This is a genomic window from Streptomyces sp. NRRL B-24484, assembly GCF_000717715.1.
Taxonomy (GTDB): Bacteria; Actinomycetota; Actinomycetes; order Streptomycetales; family Streptomycetaceae; genus Kitasatospora.
In genome coordinates this window covers 1-15522 of record NZ_JOAI01000056.1, presented here as the reverse complement: position 1 = coordinate 15522, position 15522 = coordinate 1, and the positions used below count along the sequence as shown (strand labels likewise).

Annotated in this window: 11 protein-coding genes; 5 read left to right on the top strand and 6 right to left on the bottom strand. The window is 73.6% G+C overall.

The window, feature by feature from the left end:
* Positions 1 to 65: 65 nt before the first annotated feature.
* The gene (locus IE98_RS0136020; protein ID WP_052391439.1) at positions 66 to 1751 is read left to right on the top strand and encodes an LCP family protein; all 1686 of its coding nucleotides are present in this window, start codon (positions 66 to 68) and stop codon (positions 1749 to 1751) included.
* A 312-nt stretch (positions 1752 to 2063) separates the two neighbouring features.
* Positions 2064 to 3530 carry an LCP family protein gene (locus tag IE98_RS0136015; protein WP_159401166.1) on the top strand — a complete coding sequence of 489 codons (1467 nt, stop codon included), beginning with the start codon at positions 2064 to 2066 and terminating at the stop codon, positions 3528 to 3530.
* Between the two features lie 30 nt (positions 3531 to 3560).
* Here IE98_RS0136015 and IE98_RS0136010 read toward each other — a convergent pair whose 3' ends face one another.
* Positions 3561 to 4220, bottom strand: coding sequence for an acyltransferase (locus tag IE98_RS0136010; RefSeq protein ID WP_052391437.1), 660 nt, complete (start codon positions 4218 to 4220; stop codon positions 3561 to 3563).
* 145 nt (positions 4221 to 4365) lie between these two features.
* On the bottom strand, positions 4366 to 5406 hold the full coding sequence (locus IE98_RS0136005; protein ID WP_030276150.1) for a glycosyltransferase family 2 protein: 1041 nt from the start codon (positions 5404 to 5406) through the stop codon (positions 4366 to 4368).
* Positions 5407 to 6024: 618 nt separating this feature from the next.
* Between IE98_RS0136005 and IE98_RS0136000 the strand changes: the two genes are divergently transcribed.
* Positions 6025 to 7410, top strand: coding sequence for an LCP family protein (locus IE98_RS0136000; protein WP_052391436.1), 1386 nt, complete (start codon positions 6025 to 6027; stop codon positions 7408 to 7410).
* 367 nt (positions 7411 to 7777) lie between these two features.
* Here IE98_RS0136000 and IE98_RS0135990 read toward each other — a convergent pair whose 3' ends face one another.
* The 3 genes from IE98_RS0135990 to ssuE all read right to left on the bottom strand — a co-directional run bounded on the left by IE98_RS0135990 (position 7778) and on the right by ssuE (position 11962).
* Positions 7778 to 10351: an ABC transporter permease gene (locus IE98_RS0135990; protein WP_030276144.1), complete on the bottom strand. Its 2574-nt coding sequence runs from the start codon at positions 10349 to 10351 to the stop codon at positions 7778 to 7780.
* Between the two features lie 16 nt (positions 10352 to 10367).
* The gene (locus tag IE98_RS0135985) at positions 10368 to 11225 is read right to left on the bottom strand and encodes an ABC transporter ATP-binding protein (protein WP_078661574.1); all 858 of its coding nucleotides are present in this window, start codon (positions 11223 to 11225) and stop codon (positions 10368 to 10370) included.
* A 182-nt stretch (positions 11226 to 11407) separates the two neighbouring features.
* Complete coding sequence (gene ssuE / locus IE98_RS0135980; RefSeq protein WP_030276141.1) at positions 11408 to 11962, bottom strand: NADPH-dependent FMN reductase; 555 nt, start codon at positions 11960 to 11962, stop codon at positions 11408 to 11410.
* A gap of 399 nt (positions 11963 to 12361) precedes the next feature.
* Here ssuE and IE98_RS0135975 point away from each other — a divergent pair, with 399 nt between their 5' ends.
* Both IE98_RS0135975 and IE98_RS0135970 read left to right on the top strand, forming a co-directional pair.
* Complete coding sequence (locus IE98_RS0135975; protein ID WP_030276139.1) at positions 12362 to 13681, top strand: LCP family protein; 1320 nt, start codon at positions 12362 to 12364, stop codon at positions 13679 to 13681.
* A 119-nt stretch (positions 13682 to 13800) separates the two neighbouring features.
* A complete protein-coding gene (locus IE98_RS0135970; protein ID WP_159401165.1) occupies positions 13801 to 14301 on the top strand; it encodes a hypothetical protein in 501 nt (166 codons plus the stop codon).
* Positions 14302 to 14399: 98 nt separating this feature from the next.
* On the opposite strand, the gene IE98_RS0135965 is transcribed toward IE98_RS0135970, so the two are convergent.
* On the bottom strand, positions 14400 to 15522 hold a 1123-nt coding region (locus IE98_RS0135965), incomplete at its 5' end, for an acyl-CoA dehydrogenase family protein (protein ID WP_030276135.1).

Sequence of the window (15522 nt, the reverse complement as noted above, 5' to 3'; positions counted from 1 at the left end):
CCGGACCGGGTCACATCCGTCCGATGCGCGCGGACGGCGGTGCGGGCTCGTCTAGGGTTTCCGGGATGAACAGCGGACAGCGGCGTCCGGGATCCGTCCCGGACGCCTACTCCCGCGCGGCCGACCCGAGCGGCCCGCGGCCCGACCTCTCCCCGCACGTCCCGGCCCCCGGGCGCCCCCGGAGAGCCGCGGCCGCCGCCCCCGTCGCGGGCGGACGGGCGGAGCGCCGCCGGGGCCGCCGTTCCGCCGCACGCGGGCGCCGCCTCGCCCGCTGGGCGGGGATCACCGCGGCACTGGCGCTGGTCGCCGGCTGCGGCGGCGCGTACTTCGCGTTCCAGCACTTCAACGCCAACATCGCCTCGGTGGACGTGCACGTCGGCACCGAGGCCGAGCGGCCGCACGCCATCGAGGGCGCGGTCAACATCCTGGTGATCGGCACCGACAGCCGGGTCGGCCTCGGCCGCACCTACGGCGACGAGGGCAGCACCGGGCACGCCGACACCACCCTGCTGTTCCACGTCGCCCGGGACCGCACCAACGCGACCGTGCTCAGCATCCCCCGCGACCTGATGGTGCAGATCCCGGAGTGCCGCACCGGGGACCGGCGGATCCCCGGCAAGCGGCGGGCGATGTTCAACACCAGCCTCGGCGAGGACGGCCGCGACCCCGGCTGCACCTGGACGACGGTCGAGAAGCTGACCGGTATCCGCGTGGACCACTTCATGATGGTGAACTTCGAGGCGGTCAAGACGCTCTCCTCCGCCGTCGGCGGCGTGGAGGTCTGCGCGGCCAAGGACATCGACGACCCGGACTCCCACCTGCGGATGACCAAGGGCCGCCATGTGGTGCAGGGCGAGGAGGCGCTGGCCTTCGTCCGCACCCGGCACGCCGTCGGCCTGGGCGGCGACCTCACCCGCATCCCGCTCCAGCAGCAGTTCCTGAGCGCGATGATCCGCAAGATCAAGAGCAGTGACACCCTGACCAGCCCGACCAAGCTCTGGCGCCTCGCGGACGCCGCCACCGAGGCGCTCACCGTCGACTCCGGGATCGACGACGTCCAGCGGCTCAAGGACCTCGCACTGGAGCTCGGCAAGGTCGACGCCAAACACATCACCTTCGCCACCGTGCCGGTGCAGGACGACCCCCGGAACAGGGACCGGCTCGCCCTGCGCCAGCCCGACGCCTCGCAGCTGTTCGCACTCGTCGCGGCCGACCGGCCGCTGGACCCGGCCGGCTCCGCGGCGCCCTCCCCCGGTCCGGCCGGGCCCGCGGCGCGCTCCTCGGCCACGCCGGCCAGCCGGGCCTCCGGCCACCCGGCGCTCGGCCCGCTGCTCGACCCGTCCGAGGTCGAGGTGACCGTCCGCAACGGCAGCGGGGTCGGCCGGCAGGCGGGCCGGGCCACCGCCCAGCTCCAGGCCAGGGGCTTCAGCAGGGCCACCGTCGGCGGCAACACCCAGGCCTCGGCGTCCAGTTCGATCGGGTACCCGGCCGGCCGGGCCGAGGAGGCCGCGGCGCTCGCCACCGCCCTCGGACTGCCCGCCGACGCCGTCCGGCAGAGCGCCCGACTCGGCCCGGAGGACGGCCTGGTGGTGGTGCTCGGCCGGGACTGGGTCGCCCCGGCCGGCGACGCGGGGACGGGTGCCGCGGGCACCGGGCCGTCCGCCCCGGCGTCCGCCGCTCCGCCGCCGGCCGCACCGCCGAAGAACCTGCAGCGCGTCCAGGCCGACGACACCGATGTGTGCGCGAAGTAGCGTTCGGTGAACCCAGCGTCATTTTCGGTTCCGTCACGGTCGGTTCTGTAACCTTTCGGCCGCGCGACGCGTCCTGTCTGTAGACCGACCGGCCAGGGGGAGACCGGGCCGAGCCGGTACGGGGGCGCCCCCGTGCCGCATGCCCGCCGGACGGTCCGGGATCGCCCCACCGGCCGACCGGCCACCGGGGCCGGAGACTGGGCGGACCACATGACGAGCGTTGAGCCGATACCCGGTGGTCGGGCAGCCGCCCGGCGGGCCCGGGACGGCGCGTCCCGGCGGCGGCCGCGCGGCCGGCGCTGGCTGCGCATCGTGGCCATCACCACCGGCACCACCCTGGTGGTGGGCTGCGGCGCGGGCTACCTGTACTACCGGCACCTCAACGGCAACATCCAGGCCGGCACCAAGAACCTGACGGACGAGCAGGGCGCCCGCACCGCACCCGACGCCAAGGGCCGCACCCCGCTCAACATCCTGATGATCGGCACCGACAGCCGCGCCTCCTCCGAGAACGTGGCGCTCGGCGGCTCGGCCGACGAGGCGTCCCGCCCCGGTCTGGCCGACGTCCAGATGCTGCTGCACGTCTCCGCCGACCGCACCAACGCCTCGATGATCAGCATCCCGCGCGACACCATGGTGACGATCCCGACCTGCCACGACGACAAGGGCAAGACCTACAGGTCGACCACCCACACCCCGATCAACGAGGCACTGGCCCGCGGCGGCCCGGGCTGCGTGGTCGGCACCTGGATCAACCTGACCGGCCTCGACATCGACCACTACATGATGGTCGACTTCAGCGGCGTGGTCCGGATGGCCGACGCCATCGGCGGCGTGCCCGTCTGCGTCGACCGCAACATGTGGGACCGCTACCGGCCCGGCCACGGCGGCACCGACCTCAAGTTGGACAAGGGCGTCCACAAGGTCCAGGGCGAGGACGCGCTCAAGTGGCTGCGCACCCGCGACGCCTGGGGCTCCGACCTCGGCCGCACCAAGGCACAGCACATGTACCTCAGCTCGATGATCCGCGAGCTGAAGTCCAGCGGGCGGCTCAGCGACCCCGGGCAGCTGATGTCGCTCGCCGAGGCCGCCACCAAGTCCCTGAGCGTCGACAAGGACATCGCCGACCTCAAGAAGCTCTACGACCTCGGCAACGAGCTCAAGCAGGTGCCCACCGAGCGGACGACGACGCTGACCGTTCCGGTGCTGCCCGACCCGCAGAACCCCGCGGCCAAGCTGATCCTCAAGCAGAACGACGTGCAGCAGATCTGGAAGATGCTGCTCGCCGACAAACCGCTGGACGACAAGGGCCAGGCCGCGGCGCCCTCGGCCTCGCCGACCGCGGCCGCCGCGCCCTCGCCGACGATCGCGGCCGACGCGCCCGCGAAGAGCACCATCGCGGTCACCGTCCAGAACGGCACCGGGATCACCAACCGGGCCGGCGACATCAAGAAGGCCCTGGTCACGGCCGGGTTCACCAAGGCGTCGACGGCGCCCGGCGGCGGTACCCGGGACACCACGAAGCTCACCTACGGCGCGGGCCAGCAGGCCAAGGCCCAGGTCGTGGCCGCCGCGCTCGGGCTGCCGGCGAGCGCCCTGGCGGAGTCCGGCACGTCCGCGACGCTCAGCCTGGTGATCGGCGCGGACTGGAAGAGCGGCACCACCTTCACCGCGGCCCCGGCCCCGACCGCGCTGCCGACCTCCGTCGACGCGGACACCTCGGACAACGACAAGGACTGCATGACCGTCGTCCCGCAGGGCAACCTCTACACCTACTGACGGGCGCCCAGGACACCTCCTGAGGGGCGCTCAGGCGGACGGCCCGTCCACGCTCTCCGCGAGCGGGGACAGCAGGCCGTCCGCCTCGGCGTACCGCTCGCCGGTGCGCGGGCAGCGCCAGCGGCCCTCGCCGGCCGGCTCCAGCGGCTCACCGGCCCGGCCGACCCACTTGATCCGGCGGGCCGGCACCCCCGCCACCAGCGCGAAGTCGGGGACGTCCCGGTGCACCACCGCGCCGGCCGCGACCAGGGCCCAGCGGCCCACCGTCACCCCGGCGACCAGCACCGCGCGGCCGCCGATCGAGCATCCCTGCCGGAGCGTCACACCGCGGGCCTGCCAGTCGTCGCCGCGCTTCAGCCGCCCCTCAGGGTCGACGGAGCGCGGGTAGAGGTCGTTGGTGAGCACCGCGGCCGGGCCGACGAAGACGCCGTCCTCGACCACCGCCGGCTCGTAGACCAGGGCGTGGTTCTGCAGCTTGACCCGGTCCCCCAGGCGCACGCCCGGGCCGACGTAGGCGCCGCGGCCGATGATGCACTCGGCGCCGATCTCGGCGTGCTCGCGGACCTGCGCGAGGTGCCACACGGTGCTGCCGGGGCCGATCACGGCCCGCTCGTCGACGTCGGCCGTCGGCTCGATGCGGACGTCCGCGTGCCCGCCGGTGGCGTCCGCCGCCGCTTCGGTGATCCCCATGGCGCCGAAGATAGCGGCGCGGGGCACGACGGGGAGGCGTTTTCACCCCGACCGGGCGGAGCGGGCCCGGGGCGACCGGGCCCACCGGGGAACGTCCGTCCGCGCCGGGCGGGCCGCGGTGCGGCGGCCCGCCCGGCGGGTCGGGTCAGGCCTTCTCGGTCCGCGGGGCCATCGGCTCGGGGCGCTTGCTGGCGATCACCCGGCGGGCGAGGCTGCGCGGCGAGGTGAGGAAGCCGAAGCCCCAGCTCATGTGCATGGTCGCGAGCGCGACCGGCAGCTGGACGCGGGCCTTCGCGGACAGCCCGCGGCCCTCCCGGACCGAACCGGCGAGGATACCCAGCACGTAGCCGCCAGGGACGACCAGGAACACCGGGTGGACGGCCGCGCCCAGGACCAGACCGGCCAGGCAGGCGAGCAGGGCCGCCGGCGGGGCCAGGTAGCGCAGGTTCACCGAGCCGCGGTGGTACCGGGTGACCACCCGGCGCCAGCGGCCGTAGTCCTTGTACTGCTTCGCGAGCGCCCGCACGCTGGGCCGCGGCCGGTAGGTGACCTTCAGCTGCGGGGTGAACCAGATCAGGCCGCCGTCCTGGCGGATGCGGTAGTTCAGCTCCCAGTCCTGGGCGCGGATGAACTCCTCGTTGTAGCCGCCCTGCTGCTCCAGCACCTCGCGGCGGAAGACGCCGAGGTAGACGGTCTCGGCCGGGCCGGCCAGGCCGCCGGTGTGGAAGGCCGCGTTGCCGACGCCGATCTTGGAGGTCATGGCGGCGGCGACCGCCTTCTCCCACTCGGTCTCGCCCTCGGCGTGCATGATGCCGCCGACGTTGGCCGCGTCCATCTCGCCGAGCAGGCGGACGGCGGTCGCGATGTAGCCCGGCGTCAGCAGACCGTGCCCGTCGACGCGTACCACGATCGGGTGGCGCGAGCCGCGGATCGCGGCGTTCAGCGCGGCCGGGGTGCGGCCGGTGGGGTTGGGCACCGTCTTGACCCGCGGGTCCTCGGCGACCAGCTCGGCGGCGATCTCGTCCGTCCGGTCGGTGGAAGGACCGAGCGCGATCACCACCTCCAGATCGCCGGCGTACTCCTGTTCCAGGATGTGCCGGACGGCGGTGCGCAGGTGTCGTTCCTCGTTGAGCACCGGCATGATCACGGAGACCGCCGGCAGCTCCTCAGCAGCCTTGGTGTTCATCGCGCCCCACCGTACCGGCGCCGCCCGCGCGGTGTCAGTCGAGGGTCCTCCGGCTGCCCCGGCACGGGCCCCGCTGCATGCCCGACGGGCACACCGTCCGGTGCCCGGCCCGCCGGGTGGAACGTTTCGGCGGGCCCGGTGACGGGCGGCGTGCCGCGGCACGGACGGGCCCGCCACGGGCCTACCATCCCGAAGATGTCCACCTCGCGCCGTCCCGGACCGCCGCCGCCCCGCCGAGCGCGCGGGCAGTCCGGCGGCCAGGGCGGCAGCCGGGCCGACGGAGCCCACGGGAGCAGGGACCACGGCGGTGCCGGACGGAGCAGTGCCGGACGGAGCAGTGCCGGGCGGAGCAGTGCCGGGCGGAGCAGTGCCGGACGCGGCGGCACCGGGCGATCCGGCAGCGGCCGGGGTGACGGGGCAGGACGCGGCAGGGCAGACGGCAGTAGTGGGGCAGGCGGCAGCGGCGGCCCCCGGGGCGGCGGCCGCGCCGGGCGCGGCGGTTCCGCTCCCCCACCGGCCGGCGGGCGCCGACGGAGCGGCGGGTTACGCCGCTGGAGCCGCTGGGCCGCCGGGGTCCTCTCGCTGGCGGTACTGGCGACCTCCTGCGCCGGATGGGTGGTGCTGCACGGGCTGGGCGACGCGATCCAGCGGGTCGACGCCATCGGGGGCGGCGCCGACCGGCCCGCCGACGAAGGGCTCACCACCTTCCTGGTCGCCGGGACGGACGAGCGCGAGGGCATCCCGGAGGACACCCTCAAGAACGTGCTGCACGCGGGCGGAGAGTCCTGCCACTGCACCGACACCCTGATGGTGGTGCAGCTCGCCGGGAACGGCGGCCGGGCCACCGTGGTGAGCATCCCCCGCGACTCCTACGTGGAGATCCCGGCCCACCAGGACCCGGCCACCCACCGCCAGGTCCCCGCCGCCAAGGGCAAGATCAACGCGGCGTACGGGATGGGCGGCGCGCCGCTGACCGTCCGCACCGTCGAGCAGGCCACCGGACTGCGGATCGACCACTACCTGCAGATCAACTTCCTCGGCTTCGTCAGCGCGGTGGACGCGCTCGGCGGGGTCGAGGTGTGCACCGCCAAACCGCTCAAGGACCCGTACTCGGGGCTGGACCTGCCGGCCGGCACCAGCAGGCTCGACGGGGCCGGCGCCCTCAAGTACGTGCGGGCCCGGCACGTCGACGGCAGCTCCGACCTCGGCCGGATGCACCGCCAGCAGCGCTTCGTCGCCCAGCTGCTGCGGCAGGCCACCGCACAGGACGTGCTGCTCGACCCGACCCGGCTCGGCACGGTGCTCGGCAGCGCGCTGAAGGCGGTCAAGGCCGACAAGGGGCTCTCCACCGCGGCCCTGCTCGACTTCGCGAGCCGGCTCAAGGACCTCTCCGCGGCCTCCGCCGACTTCGCGACGGTGCCGGTGTCGGACGTGGACCACCAGGTCCCCGGATGGGGGTCGACGGTGCTGTGGGACACCAAGGCGGCGAAGGCGCTGTTCGACACCGTGCGGCAGGGGAGGCCGCTGACCGAGCACCCCGCCGCGGCCCCCTCTGCCCCTGCCGCCGCGGGGACGCCTGCGCCCGCTGCCGCAGGGACCGTCCCGGCCGGACAGATCCGGGTCCAGGTGCTGAACGGCACCGGCCTCACCGGCCTGGGCTTCCGGGTCGACGAGGAGCTGCGCCGGGCGGGCTTCGCCACCACCGGCACCCCGTCCAACGCGGACGCGGTGACCACGCGCACGGCCGTCCGGTACGACCCGCGCTGGGACGAGTCGGCGAGGACCCTCGCGGCCGCCCTGCCCGGTGCCGAGCTCCTCCCTGTGCCGGGCCTGGGGGCCACCCTGCAGCTCGTGGTCGGCGGCGACTACCGCGGACCGGCCGCTCCCTCGACCGCCCCCTCCGCCCCCGCGGCGGCAACCGTTCCGGCGTCCTCCCCGGCGGCGTCAGCCTCGTCCGGACCTGCGGTGGCGGCCGAGACGGGCACCGAGATCAGCTGCGGTTGAGCGGCCCGGGCCTTCGGGCGCGCAGAGCTGCTGCGGGACGTGGCGGCCCACGGTGACCGGCGCCAGGAGGCGAGCGAGCGCCGGTTCAGCAGCAGCTGCGGGCGGCCGAAGGCCGAGGCCGGCAGGACCTCGGCCGGACGGGGGTGCGGGGAGCGGGCCGACGCGCGGACCACGCCGGCCATGAGGACCGCGAAGCCGGCGGAGTTCGGGCGCACACCGTCCACCCGCGTCGACGGCTGCTGCGGATGCGGCGGGCAGGGGCCCGCCCGGGCCCGGCGGCCCGGTGCCGGGGACGCCGAAGGGGCCGGGCGCTCGGCCCGGCCCCTTCGGTTCCGCGGATGTACCGCGGCCCCCGTCGGTGGTGCGGTCAGTCGGTGGCGATGGCCGCCAGGATGTTCATCCGTCCGGCCCGGAAGGCCGGGAGGAGGGCGGCGAGGAGGCCGACCACCGCCGAGGCCACCAGGATGCCGACGATGGTGCCGACCGGGACGGTCAGGATGTCCAGGCCCTGACCGGCGAGCACCTCGCGGGAGGTGACGCCCCAGGCGAGGCCGAGGCCGGTGCCGAGCAGGGCGCCGAAGACCGCGATCACCACGGACTCCAGACGGACCATCCGGCGCAGCTGACGGCGGGACAGGCCGATCGCCCGCAGCAGGCCGATCTCGCGGGTCCGCTCGACCACCGAGAGGGCGAGCGTGTTGACCACACCGAGGACGGCGACCACGATCGCGAGGCCGAGCAGGCCGTAGACCATGTAGAGCAGCTGGTTGACCTGCTGCTGGATCAGGTCCTTGTAGCCGGCCTGGTCGCGGACGCTGATCTGCGGGTAGGCCTCCAGGGACTTCTGCAGGGCGGTCAGGGTCCGGTCGGGGTCGGCGCCGGGCGCGGCCTTGCCGTACAGCTGGATGCTGCTGGGCAGGTCCTTCTCGGGGACGACCTTGGTGACCGTGTCGGTGTTGACGATGTAGGCACCGGAGAACAGCGACTCGCCGGAGTCGATGATCTGGCCGACCGGCAGCGACTGGGTGCGGCCGCGGCCGTAGTCGACCTTGACCTGGTCGCCGATCGCGACCTTGTGCTGGGTGGCCCAGTCCTGGGGGACGGCGATGCCTCCGTCGAAGGCGGCGGTGGTGCTGCCGGCGGTGCTCTTGAGGCGGAAGTCCTCGGCGAAGGTCCGGGTGGCGGCGACCAGCTTGGTCTCGGTGGTGGCGCCGTCCGGGGCGGTGACGTTCGCGGGCACCTCCTTGGCCTCGGTGAGGTGGGCGAGGCCCGGGGTGGCCTTGGCGGCGGTGACCATGGCCGGGGTGAGGGTGGTGCCGGGCCCCTGACCGGCGACGATGTAGTCGGCGCCGACCGACTTGTCGATCTGGGCGTTGGCCGAGCTGACCATCGAGGAGGTCACCACGGAGGCGCCGGTGACCAGGGCGAGACCGATCATCAGGGCGGCGGCGGTGGCGCCGGTGCGACGCGGGTTGCGCATCGCGTTGCGCTGGGCGAGCTTGCCGGACGGGCCGAACAGAGCCGGCAGGAAGGCGCCCAGCACCCGGATGATGCCGGTGGCGAGCAGCGGGCCGATGACCACGAAGCCGATCAGGCTGAGCAGCACGCCGAGGCCGAGCCACTGGCCGCCGGTGGCGGCCTTGTCGGCGCTCGCGGCCGCGGCCAGGGCGGCCGCCCCGAGGCCGGTGACGCCCAGGCCGACGACGATGCGGATCCGGTTGGCGGAGGCCTCGGCCGGGGTGCCGTGGTCGCGCAGGGCGGCCATCGGGGAGATCCGGGCGGCGCGGCGGGCCGGGAACCAGGCGGCGAGCAGGGTGATCAGCACGCCGACCGCGTAGGAGGCGGCCGGGACCGTCCAGGTGATGTCCAGCGAGGAGGCGTCGAGGTTCATCCCGACGGCCTTCATCAGCTGGATCAGCAGGGTGGCGAGGCCGAGACCGGCGGCGAGGCCGATGGTGGAGCCGAGCACGCCGAGGATGAGCGCCTCGACCATCACCGAGCGGTTGACCTGCTTGCGGCTGCCGCCGATGGCGCGAAGCAGGCCGATCTCGCGGGTGCGCTGGGCGACCAGCATGGAGAAGGTGTTGATGATCAGGAAGCCGCCGACCAGCAGCGAGATGCCGGCGAAGCCGAGCATGGCGTACTTCATGAAGTTGAGGAAGGAGCCGACGCCCTTGTTGTTCTCGGCCTTCTGCTCGGCGGCCGTCTTGGCCTCGTAGCCGGTGCCGAGGGCGGTGATCGCCTGCTGCTTGAGCTGGTCGTCGGTGCGGCTGCCGTCGCCGAAGACCTCGACGGTGGTGTAGGCGGTGGTGCCGAGGAGGTCCTGCTGGGCGGTGGGGGTGTCCATGAAGGCCAGCGCCGCACCGGGGTTGGTTGTCCGGAAGGTGACGATGCCGGAGATGGTGAAGTCGTAGTTGCCGCTGCGGGTGATGACGCGCAGTCGGCTGCCGAGCTTGAGGTCGGCCTTCTTGGCGGTGTCGGCGTCGAGCATGATCTGGCCGGCGCCCTTGGGGGCGCTGCCGGAGGTGATGTCGACGGAGTTGCGCGGGGTGTCGACCCAGTTGCCGGTGAGCGTGGGTGCGCCGGAGGTCGGGCCGACCGACTTGTTGGTGGCCGGGTCGACCAGGGTGGCGCTCTGGACGAAGACCTGGCCGAGGGCGGTCTTCACGCCGGGCAGGCCGGCGAGCTTCTGCACCGTGTCGACGGGGACGGTGGCGGGGGCGCCGCCGTCCTGCTCGCCGGCGGTGAGCTTGTCCTTGGCCTGGCCGACGGACAGGTCGGAGGCGGTGGAGGCGAAGAGCCGGTCGAAGGTGCCGGTGGCGGTGTTGGAGAAGACGAGCGTGCCGGACACGAAGGCCACGGACAGCACGACGGCGATCAGTGAGAGGACCATCCGCCCCTTGTGGGCGAAGAAGCTCCGTAGTGAGGTCTTGAGCAGCATCGGTGCGTCCCCCGGCTCAGCTGGTGCGCTTGCCGTCGAAGCGGCGCATGCGCTCGAGGACGGAGTCGGCGGTGGGGGAGTGCATCTCGTCGACGATCCGGCCGTCGGCGAGGAACAGCACGCGGTCCGCGTAGCCGGCGGCGACCGGGTCGTGGGTGACCATGACGATGGTCTGGCCCAGCTCGTCGACCGAGCGGCGCAGGAAGGTGAGCACCTCGGCGCCGGAGCGGGAGTCGAGGTTGCCGGTGGGCTCGTCGCCGAAGATGATCTCGGGCCGGGCGGCGAGGGCGCGGGCGACCGCGACGCGCTGCTGCTGGCCGCCGGAGAGCTGGGTCGGCCGGTGCTTGAGGCGCCCGGCGAGGCCGACCGTCTCGATGACCTGGTCGAGCCAGGCGGCGTCGGGCTTGCGGCCGGCGATGTCCATCGGGAGCGTGATGTTCTCCAGGGCGTTCAGCGTGGGCAGCAGGTTGAACGCCTGGAAGATGAAGCCGATCTTGTCCCGGCGGAGCCGGGTGAGCTGCTTGTCCTTGAGGCCGGTGATCTCGGTGTCGCCGATCCAGATGCGCCCCTCGGTGACCGTGTCGAGGCCGGCCAGGCAGTGCATCAGGGTCGACTTGCCGGAGCCCGAGGGGCCCATGATCGCGGTGAACCGCCCGCGGTGGATGTCCACGTCGACGGCGTCGAGGGCCGTGACCCGGGTCTCCCCGGCGCCGTAGGCCTTGGTCACCTGGCGTGCGGAGGCGGCGAAGGCGCCCTGCCCGCCGGGCGTCTGGTGGTCATGCACGGCTTTGGCTGCCGTCGTCACTGGGTTCTCCTCGGTACGTCGTCCACCCGTCGCCCCACAGCCTGCCAACGGCGACGGGTGCTGCGACATGGTGCAGGCAGCCGTCTTGGAGGTGGGGCCAGCACCACCCCCGAAGGAGGAGCGGGCTGTAGGAACCACGTTAGGAGCGGGCGGGAACCGTCTCGTCCTCCGTCGGGAGGAAGCCTGTTGACCGGGAGATGTACGGGGTGCGGCCGACCTCCCCCTAGGGGACCGCACCCCCGGTACCAGGGTCAGCCGGCGGCGACGAGGTCCCCGGTGCGGACGAGCGCCGCGGCGAAGCCGTCGACCACCGGCGTGAGCTGCAGGTCCGTCTCCGGTTCGAGGACGGTGGTGCCGTCCTCCCGGGTGGTGACGTGGCGGTCCAGCACGAACCATCCCTGGGTGATGTGGCCGGCGCCCATCGAGCTGAGCACCGGGCGCAGCGCGTAGTCCACCGCGAGGACGTGGGCGGGCGAGCCGCCGGTGGCGAGCGGCAGGACGGCCTTGCCGCGCAGCGCGTACTGCGGGAGGACGTCGAGCAGGGCCTTGAGAAGTCCGGAGTAGGCGGCCTTGTAGACGGGCGTGCCGATGACGATGCCGTCCGCCTCGGCGAACAGCTCCAGTGCGCGGGCTATCGCGGGGTCGGAGGTGTCGGCGGTGAGCAGCGCCTCGGCGGGCAGGCTGCGGGCCTCGAAGGGGACGACCTCGTGGCCGTGCGCGGTGAGCAGGGTGTCGACGTGGCGGAGCAGCCGCGTGGTGCGGGAGGCCGGCGACGGGGAGCCGGAGACGGACAGGACGGTGGCCATGGGTTCACCTCGGGTCGTGGCGGGCCGCTCGGCGGCGGGGCCCGGGAAGCTGCGGCGGGGCCGCGGTGGGGGCGCGGCGGGGATTCGGAAGCAGTACGGCGCGGCGCGCTCCGCCCTCGGGGCGGTGCGGGCGGTGCGGGCACGGGGGTGTCGGCGAACGGTCAGCCACGACACAGCGAGCGGGCGACACGCAGCAGGTCGACGTGCCGCCGACGCGTGAGGATCCTTCGCTGTCCCATGGCGACGATGCAAGCACGGGCCTTTTCCGCCGGTCAAGGTTGGTTCCAGCAGGTGAACATTCCGCCGATCCGTCCGCGCCGTGCATCAAATCGGATACAAGGGGGTCCGGGGCGGGGGCCGGACAACTGCGGCGTGCCGGATTCGGGCATCCTCTCCCACATGAACACGTGGCAGGAGGACCGCCCGGGGGGCGGGGGCGCGTACGGGCAGGGCGACGGCGGGTACCGCCAGGGCGGTGCGGCGGCCGAGCCGCCGCTGCCGCCGGAGCTCAACCCGCGCGGCGCCGGGGCCGGTGCCCAGGGGGGGCGCGGGGGCTACGGCGGTGCGGCTGTCCCGCCGCAGCAGCAGGGCTACGGGCGGCCGCCGCAGCAGGACCGGGGGCCGGGGGTGCCGCAGCAGCAGCCCGGACCCGGCCGTCCGGCGGGTCCCGGTGCGCCGGGTGCGCCCGGCGGCCCGGGTCCGGACGCGCCGGCCGCGGCCTCGCGCTGGCCGCGCAGCCGGAAGATCAAGGTGGGTGCGCTGGCGCTGGTCGGCGTGCTGCTGGTGACCGGCATCGGCACCTACGTGTGGGCCGACTCCAAGCTGAACCACGAGAACGTGCTGGCCCCGTACGACAACCGTCCGGCGGCGGGCAAGGGCACCAACTGGCTGATCGTCGGCTCGGACAGCCGGGAGGGCCTGTCGGACGCCGACGAGGACGCCCTGCACACCGGTTCGGCGCAGGGCAAGCGCAGCGACTCGATGATGCTGCTGCACATCGGCGACAACGGGAACACCCTGATGTCGATCCCCCGCGACTCCTGGGTTACCGTTCCGGCGCACCTGGACACCAGCGGCAGCGGCAAGACCGTCCCCCAGGCGACCTCGAAGATCAACGCGGCCTTCGCCCGCGGCGGCGGCCGGCTGCTGGTGCAGACGGTGGAGACCAACACCGGTCTGCACATCGACCACTACGCCGAGATCGGCTTCGCCGGCTTCGTCGGGATCGTCGACTCGGTCGGCGGTGTGGACATGTGCATCGACCAGGACGTCAAGGACCGGGACTCCGGCCTCGACCTGAAGGCCGGCTGCCAGACCCTGAGCGGCAAGCAGTCGCTGGCCTTCGTCCGCCAGCGGCACCAGATGGCCGACCAGGACCTCGGCCGGATGCGCAACCAGCAGAAGTTCCTGAGCGCGCTGGCGAGCCAGGCCGCGTCCCCGGCCACCCTGCTCAACCCGTTCACCTTCTACCCGATGGTGAGCTCGGGCCTGGGCACCCTGATCGTGGACGACGACGCCGGTCTGACCGACCTCGGCTCGCTGTTCCTGGCCATGAAGGGCGTCTCCGGCGGCGACGGCAAGAGCATCACCGTGCCGATCGGCAACCCGGACTTCCGCACCCCGACCGGAGAGTCGGCGGTCAAGTGGGACGCGACCAAGTCCAAGCAGGTCTTCGACGCCTTCAAGAACGACACCCCGGTGCCGGACCTGAAGAAGTAGGCGCACCACAGCGCAGTTGCGGCGCCCGTGCGGGGCCGCGCGCCGTCCTGGGGGGCGGTGCGCGGCCCCGCACGCCGGTTTCGGGGACGCTGCGTCGCCGCTCCGTCACAATGTGCCGCATGTCTCTGGTGACGTCCTTGATCTACCGCCGCCGCCACCCGCTGCTGGGCCGCCTCGTCCAGGAGGCGCTGGCGCTGTACGGGATGGAGGTGCCGGCCGCGGTGGAGGTCGGGCCGGGCCTGGCGGTGTTCCACCGCGGCTTCGGCACGGTGCTGCACCCGTACACCACGATCGGCGCGGGGGTGACGCTGTACAACGGCGTCACCGTGGGCCGGGCCGACCCGTGGGTGCCGCAGGAGCGCAGCGCGATGCGGCGGGTGGTGCTGGAGGACGGCGTGGTGGTCTGCGCCGGCGCGAAGATCGTCTGCAAGGAGGGTGTGCTGACGGTGGGCGCCGGGACGGTCGTCGGCGCCAACGCGGTGCTGACCCGGTCCACCGGGCGCGGGGAGATCTGGGCGGGCATCCCGGCCCGCTGCATCGGCCTCCGCGAGCGGCCCGGCGCGCAGCCCGGCCCGGAGCACGGCCGGGACCGCGCCGCCGCGGAGCACGTCGCCACCTAGCGCGACGGGCCCGAACCTGACGGCCCGGAACGCCGCAGGTCCCCCGCCCGGCGAGCGGTCGGCTCACCGGACGGGGGACCTGTCGAGGCCTGCCGGTACTACGGGAGGTTGCGGGCCATGACGATGCGCTGGACCTGGTTGGTGCCCTCGTAGATCTGGGTGATCTTGGCGTCGCGCATCATCCGCTCGACCGGGTAGTCGCGGGTGTAGCCGTAGCCGCCGAGCAGCTGGACGGCGTCGGTGGTGATCTCCATCGCGACGTCGGAGGCGAAGCACTTGGCCGCGGCACCGAAGAAGGTCAGGTCGCCATCGGTGCGCTGGGACTTCGCGGCGGCGGCGTAGGTGAGCTGGCGGGCGGCCTCCAGCTTCATCGCCATGTCGGCGAGCATGAACTGCACGCCCTGGAACTCGGCGATCGCCCTGCCGAACTGCTTGCGCTCCTGGACGTAGCCCTTGGCGTAGTCCAGGGCGCCCTGGGCGATGCCGATCGCCTGGGCGGCGATGGTGACCCGGGTGTGGTCGAGGGTCTTCATCGCGGTGGCGAAGCCGGTGCCCTCGGCGCCGATCATCCGGTCGGCGGGGATCCGCACGTTGTCGAAGTAGACCTCGCGGGTCGGCGAGCCCTTGATGCCGAGCTTCTTCTCCGGGGCGCCGAAGGACACGCCCTCGTCGCCCTTCTCGACCACGAACGCGGAGATGCCCTTGGAGCGCTTCTCCGGGTCGGTGACGGCCATCACGGTGTAGAACTCGGAGACGCCGGCGTTGGTGATCCACCGCTTGACGCCGTTGAGGACCCAGAAGTCGCCGTCGCGGACCGCGCGGGTCTTCATGCCGGCCGCGTCCGAGCCGGCCTCCGGCTCGGACAGGCAGTAGGAGAACATGCCCTCGCCGCGGGCCAGCGCGCCGAGGTACTTGGCCTTCAGCTCCTCGGAGCCGGACAGCTGCACGGGCAGCGAGCCGAGCTTGTTGACCGCGGGGATCAGCGAGGACGAGGCGCAGACCCGGGCGACCTCCTCGATCACGATCACGGTCGCCAGCGCGTCCGCGCCCGAGCCGCCGTACTCCTCGGGCACGTGCACCGCGTGCAGGTCGTTGCCCTGCAGCGCCTCCAGCGCCTCGCTCGGGAAACGGCCCTGCTCGTCGACCTCGGCCGCGAACGGGGCGATCTTCGCCTCGGCCAGCGACCGCACCGCGTCACGGAGCATGTCGTGCTCCTCGGCC

What these genes read in the sequence shown, in the direction of transcription:
- IE98_RS0136020 (WP_052391439.1), top strand. Translation starts at nt 66, where the DNA reads ATGAACAGCGGACAGCGGCGTCCGGGATCCGTCCCGGACGCCTACTCC.
- IE98_RS0136010 (WP_052391437.1), bottom strand. Translation starts at nt 4,220, where the DNA reads ATGGGGATCACCGAAGCGGCGGCGGACGCCACCGGCGGGCACGCGGAC.
- IE98_RS0136005 (WP_030276150.1), bottom strand. Translation starts at nt 5,406, where the DNA reads ATGAACACCAAGGCTGCTGAGGAGCTGCCGGCGGTCTCCGTGATCATG.
- IE98_RS0135990 (WP_030276144.1), bottom strand. Translation starts at nt 10,351, where the DNA reads ATGCTGCTCAAGACCTCACTACGGAGCTTCTTCGCCCACAAGGGGCGG.
- IE98_RS0135985 (WP_078661574.1), bottom strand. Translation starts at nt 11,225, where the DNA reads ATGTCGCAGCACCCGTCGCCGTTGGCAGGCTGTGGGGCGACGGGTGGA.
- ssuE (WP_030276141.1), bottom strand. Translation starts at nt 11,962, where the DNA reads ATGGCCACCGTCCTGTCCGTCTCCGGCTCCCCGTCGCCGGCCTCCCGC.
- IE98_RS0135975 (WP_030276139.1), top strand. Translation starts at nt 12,362, where the DNA reads ATGAACACGTGGCAGGAGGACCGCCCGGGGGGCGGGGGCGCGTACGGG.
- IE98_RS0135970 (WP_159401165.1), top strand. Translation starts at nt 13,801, where the DNA reads ATGTCTCTGGTGACGTCCTTGATCTACCGCCGCCGCCACCCGCTGCTG.